The following is a 5,944-nucleotide window of genomic DNA, read 5'->3' on the forward strand; positions in this document are numbered from 1 at the left end:
CCGCAGGCGGAGGCCATCACCGTGCAGGGCGCGACCCTGGGCGCCGATGGCGTCAACGGCCGCGCGCCGGGTGGGGGATTGATCCGCCCGCAGACGGCGCCCAAGGCCCGCAGCACGATTTCGCAGGATTATATCGCCAAGCAGGCCCCGGCGCAGAACGCCTATAACCTGGTGAAGATGGCGCCGGGCGTCGTCGTGGCGAATACCGACCCGGCCGGGCACGAGAAATCGGCGCTGAGCATGCGTGGCCTGACCCAGGACGAGATCGCGAACGTCTATGAGGGGATGCCGCTTTCAAGCGTGGGCGGATATAACCTCGACCTGGCCTGGGTGATCGATACCGAGAATATCGGCAGCATTTCCGTCCAGCCTGGCTCGGCCGGCCTGGATTCTCCCGCGATCAACGGGTCGGGCGGCCTGTTTTCCCTGTCGATGCGCGATCCGTCGCGGACATTCGGCGGCCTGGCGGATGTCGGCGCGGGCAGCCGGGACTATACGCGCCAGTTCTTCCGCGTGGATACGGGCGAATGGGGGCATTCGGGCATCCGCTCGTTCATCTCGGTCTCGAACCAGCATGATTCGTTCTATCGCGGACCAGGGCAGGAGAGTTTCCAGCACGTCGATTTCAAGGTTCTGAAGGAATGGGACGAGAACAACCGGATTGCGCTGATCGGCGGCTTCATGCGCGGCCTGGCGGGGAACGAGCCGTACTGGAACACGACGATGGCCAATTGGAGACGCTACGGCTGGAGCAATCAACTCGCGCGCTATTACGACCCCGGCACGCAGAACACCGATTACTGGAAGCTGAACTGGCTGCATTCGCGAACCTATAACATCGTCGCGCCGATGCATTTCAAGGCCGGGCGCGTCAGCTTCGACTTCACGCCCTATACGGCCTATAACGACAAGGTCTATGGATCGGGTACCGACCTGAACAACGACCTGTATTACGGGAACCAGTTCGTCACCGGCATGGTCATCCCGGGGCAGCATCCCGGCACGACGTCCGGCATCGCGGAATCCTATTCCAGCCTGAACGAGATGCGCGGCGGGTTCAGCGCCAGGACGGTTGTCGATCTCGGCGCCAACAAGCCGTTCATCGGATATTGGTACGATTATGACAATGCGACGGACCTGACCGGCTTTACCGGCGTCTATCAGGACGGTTCGCCCTATACGCCCTGGGGTTATCTCAGCAAGACCCTGCGGATGCCCGATGGCCGGCCTTATTATACCACGGACTATAGCGACATCACGCAGACCAACGCCTTGTATGCGGGTGATACGCTCAGCCTTCTGCAGGGGCGGTTCGTCGCCGAGGGCGGCATGCGCGTGACGATGATCAACCGCGATGCGACGCAGCGCCTGCCGGGGCTGCCCTATAAATACGGCCTGAACGAGTTGCAGCTTCTGCCGCAGCTCGGCGCGCATTACCAGATCGATCGGAACTGGCAGGTGTTCGCGGGCGTGGCGACCGGGGCGAAGGCGCCGCCGGATTCCTATCTGATCTCGACCCTGAATCCGAATACCGGGCAATATGCCTATCGCGGCAATGCCGCGGTCAAGCAGGAATATTCGATCTCGGAGGAAGCGGGGCTTCGCTATGACGGGACGCTGCTGGTCGGATCGCTGACGTATTTTCATTATAATTTCACCAACCGTCAGATTTCGACCTATGGCTATCTGGGCAACGAGCAGATCGCCGAGAACCTGAACGGCGGCGGGCAGACGAGCGACGGTTTCGACGCCGAGATCGGGACCAGGCCGATCCATCATTTCCGGCCCTATGTGTCGGCGCAATATCTCCATTCGACCATCGACAACAACATCCGGGCGGGCGACGACTACCTTCCGACGAAGGGCAAGACGGCGATCAACAGCCCCGAATGGACGACGTCGCTGGGGATCGACTGGGATAACGGGACGTTCTTCTGGAATTACGGCCTGACCTATTTTTCCAAGCAATATTCCACCTTCATGAACGATGAGGCGCTGCCGAGCCTCGTGACCATGAACCTGACCGTCGGCGCCCGCCTGCCCAAGACGGGCTGGCTGGGCCGCAGGACGTCATCGGTCTTCAAGTCGCCGGAAATCATGCTGTGGATCAACAATCTCGCCGATACCAAGGCCTATTCCGCGATCAACAGTCCCCGCCTGAACGCCAGGACGACGCGCGGCATCTTCGGCACGGAAATCGCCGGGCAGGCACCGACCTACAATACGCTCAGCCATTTTTATGCGATCGTGACCTTCCGGACGGGGTTCTGACGGAATGGAACGGGCTGTATCAGAACAAACTCTGTGCAACGGCATGGAACTGGTTCATCGGCGATCCGGCGTGGATTTGTGGCTGATGATCGCCCGGCACCTCCTCGGCAATGCTGCGGGCCCGGCACAGGGGCTCGAAAACCGATATAACGGCGAGTGATCGCGTCCGGGGCGCCCTTGGCGCCGGTCACGACCGCCACTTTTCCTGAAAGTCTGCTCATGGTCCTTGCGCCTGCTTCATCCGGCACGGCATGGTGCCTGGTGTCGTGACGTCCTGTCGGGGGCGCAGCGGCCACGGGCTTAAAATTTGGAGTGGCCGCTCCAACATGAGTCACGTGGGGGTCGGAGATCCCGCGTTCGAGGATTTATGGAGCGATGGCATCAAGCAATATCCGCGCGGAGAAACCCTGTGGAGAGAAACGCGGCCGCGGCCGCCCGCAATCCTTCGACCGGTCGAAGGCCCTGTGCGCCGCGATGCGGCTGTTCTGGGACCGGGGCTATGAGGGCGCGCGTTTCGACGACCTGATCGCCGCGATGGGGATCAGCCCGTCGAGCTTCTACAACGCGTTCGGCAGCAAGGAGCGGCTTTATCAGGAGGCGATCGGCGCTTATCTCGAGGCGGCCGGCACCTGGTTCCTGCGCATCCTGCATGAAAACGTGGATACGAGGACGGCGTTCGAGAAACTCATGCTGGCGGCGGCCACGGAGTTCACCCGCGAGGATTTGCCGGCCGGGTGCATGATCTCGGTGTCGGGCACCCAGGGGGGGCCGGAACAGGCGCGGTTGCGCGACCTGATGGCCCGGCAGCGCGCGCTGTCGGAGGCGGCGCTGGTGGAGCGCCTGCGCAAGGGGATCGCGGACGCGGACCTGCCGGCGCATACGGATGCCGAAGGGCTTGCGGCGTTCTTCAGCGCGCTGTTCCGCGGGATGGCGGTGCAGGCGCGCGACGGCGCGTCGCGCGAGAAATTGCTGGAAATCGGGCGGATCGGGATGCTGGCATGGCCGGCGGACCCGTTCGCCGTCCCTGCCACCGGATTTCAGAACCCCGCTTTGCCCTTGAACCCCGCTTCGCCCTTGAACAGCGAGACGGATTTCCGATAGGCGCGCGGACCGCTGCCGCCTATGCCGCGCGCGCGGCACGCCGTCCCAGCAGGGCGCGAAGCCCGGCCAGCGGGCGGGTATTGAGCACGTCGTCGGGGCCGAGCCATGCGCGCCGTGCCTGGTCGATGCCGAAGCGCATATATTGAAACGCGTTGACGGAATGCGCGTCGGTGGAAATGGCGAGTTTGACGCCCTTGCTTCTGGCCATATGGGCATGGGCGTCATTCAAATCCAGCCGATCGGGCTGGGCATTGATTTCCAGGGCGCAGCCAAGGTCGCGCGCGGCCGACGTGACGCGGTCCATATCGATCGCGTAGGGCGCGCGTTCGCCCAGCAGGCGGCCGGTCGGGTGGGCGATGATCGACACGTGTGGGTTTTCCATTGCCCGCAGCATCCGTGCGGTCTGCGCGTCGCGCGGCAGGTCGAAGAAGGAATGGATGGCGGCCACGACGATATCGAGCCGCGCAAGCGTCGTATCCGGCAGGTCCAGGGTACCATCCTTGAGGATATCGACCTCGATCCCCTTGAGGATCGTGAAGCCCTTGAGGCCGGCATTCAGCGCGTCGATTTCCGCGCCCTGGCGGGCGACCCTGTCGGGGTCCAGCCCGTGCGCCATGGCGACGCGCCGGCTATGGTCGGTCAGCGCCATGTAGCGATGGCCGCAGGCACGGGCCGCCGCCGCCATGTCGGCGATCGTGGCCGTGCCGTCGGTCCAGTCGGAATGGACATGCAGGTCGCCCCGCATATCCGCCAGCGCAATCAGGCGCGGCAGCCTTCCGGCCTGCGCCAGTGCGATCTCGCCACGGTCCTCGCGCATTTCGGGGGGGATATAGGCAAGGCCCAGCCTGTCATAGATCTCCTCCTCGGTGGTACCGGCGATGCGGCGTTCGCCGGCGAACAGGCCGTATTCGTTGAGTTTCCACCCATGCCTGGCGGCGATCGCGCGCAGGGCGATGTTGTGCGGCTTGGAGCCGGTGAAATAGAGCAGGGCGGCGCCGTAGCTTTCTTCCGGAACCGCGCGCAAATCGACCTGGATGCCCGAACGCAGGACCACGGTGGTGCGCGTCGGGCCGTGGGCCAGGATTTCTGCGGTATTCTCATAGGCGGCCAGCCTGTCGCCGGCCGTCGCGGCCTGTGCGCTGCTCGCCAGGATGTCGAGATCGCCGATGGTGTCGCGACGGCGGCGGTAGCTGCCGGCCACCGCCACGCGTCCCCCGCTTTCGCCCAGATAGCCGGTCAGCGCCTGGGCTTCGGCCTCGGCGACCGCAAGCTTGAAGCGCCTGGGGCCCACCGGTCTTCCGAGCGCCTCGCCGAGCTTGCGTTCCGTGATGTCGCCGAACCCGGGCAATTCATGGACACGCCCCGCCGCCACCGCCCGGCGCAGATCATCCAGCGAGCGGACCCCGAGCAGGTCGTAAAGGATTTTCACGCGTTTCGGTCCGAGACCCGGAAGCGTCGCCAGCGCGTCGAGTTCACCCGGAAGCTCGGCCTTCAGCTTGTCCAGCAGCGCGAAGCGGCCGGAGCCGACGATATCCGCGATCTTGCGGGCCAGGTCTTCACCGATGCCGGGCAGGTCCGCAAGGTTCTCCCCGGCCTCCAGCATCGCGGTGACCGCTTCGGGCAGGCCGTCGATGGTGCGGGCCGCGCGGCGATAGGCCCGTACCCGGAACTGGTTCGCGCCCTCGATTTCCAGAAGGTCCGCGGTCTGGTCGAACATCGCCGCGATCTCGGCATTCTGGACCGGCATGCGCCTGCTCCATCGGCATCGCAGGATAATGATGGCACATTGGCATGATCCCCCATGAATCCAGGGGCGGGGGGCTTTTTCCGCGCGGCGGCCGGGTCACATTCCGTTTTTGCCCGTTTTGCGACACGGACAGGTTCCATGGACACGGACCCGGCCAAAATTTCGGATCATGTATGGCGCGCCAAATATCGGCTGGTCGATGCCGGCCGGAGCGAGGCGGGCATTGCCGATAGCTGGCGGCGCGTCGCGCGTGCCATCGCCGCCGCCGAGCCGTCCGGCGCGCCGTTATGGGAGGCGCGTTTCTTCGATCTTCTGCAGGATCGGTCCTTCCTGCCCGGCGGCCGGATTCAGGCCGGGGCCGGAACCGCGCGCAATGTCACCCTCTTCAACTGTTTCGTGATGGGAGAAATAGAGGATTCGATTCCGGGCATCTTCCGGGCCCTGGAGGAAGCGGCGGTGACCATGCAGGCCGGCGGCGGGATCGGGCTGGATTTCTCGACGCTTCGCCCGCGCGGCCTGCGGGCATGGGCGGCCGGCACCATCGCATCCGGTCCGGTCTCGTTCATGCAGATCTGGGACGCGATGTGCGGGACCGTGCTGTCGACCGGTGCCCGGCGCGGGGCGATGATGGCGACCCTGCGGTGCGATCATCCGGATATCGCGGAATTCGTCTCGGCCAAACATCGGCCCGGCATGCTGCGGCGGTTCAATATGTCGGTCCAGGTGACCGACGCCTTCATGGCGGCCGTGCGGTCCGACGCGGCCTGGCCGCTGGTGTTTCCGGCCGCCGCATTCGGGCCGGACGATCAGGGCGGCGAGAGCGTG

General features: G+C 64.8%; 4 protein-coding genes. 3 read left to right on the top strand and 1 reads right to left on the bottom strand.

Annotation, left to right across the window (positions count from 1 at the left end; translation table 11 throughout):
• Together HUK84_RS09005 and HUK84_RS09010 are read left to right on the top strand one after the other, a co-directional pair.
• Positions 1-2,271, top strand: a 2,271-nt coding sequence (locus HUK84_RS09005) for a TonB-dependent receptor (RefSeq protein WP_176639998.1), incomplete at its 5' end; no start/stop codon positions are given.
• A 375-nt stretch (positions 2,272-2,646) separates the two neighbouring features.
• Positions 2,647-3,372: a TetR/AcrR family transcriptional regulator gene (locus HUK84_RS09010; RefSeq protein ID WP_246285570.1), complete on the top strand. Its 726-nt coding sequence runs from the start codon at positions 2,647-2,649 to the stop codon at positions 3,370-3,372.
• 19 nt (positions 3,373-3,391) lie between these two features.
• Here the strand turns inward: HUK84_RS09010 and polX are convergent, their stop codons facing one another.
• A complete protein-coding gene (gene polX / locus HUK84_RS09015; RefSeq protein ID WP_176639999.1) occupies positions 3,392-5,119 on the bottom strand; it encodes a DNA polymerase/3'-5' exonuclease PolX in 1,728 nt (575 codons plus the stop codon).
• A 138-nt stretch (positions 5,120-5,257) separates the two neighbouring features.
• On the opposite strand from polX, the gene HUK84_RS09020 reads away from it, so the two are divergent.
• The coding region (locus tag HUK84_RS09020) for a ribonucleotide reductase N-terminal alpha domain-containing protein (protein WP_374729301.1) at positions 5,258-5,944 on the top strand (687 nt) is incomplete at its 3' end.

The organism is Nguyenibacter vanlangensis (assembly GCF_013376155.1).
Lineage (GTDB): Bacteria > Pseudomonadota > Alphaproteobacteria > Acetobacterales > Acetobacteraceae > Gluconacetobacter > Gluconacetobacter vanlangensis.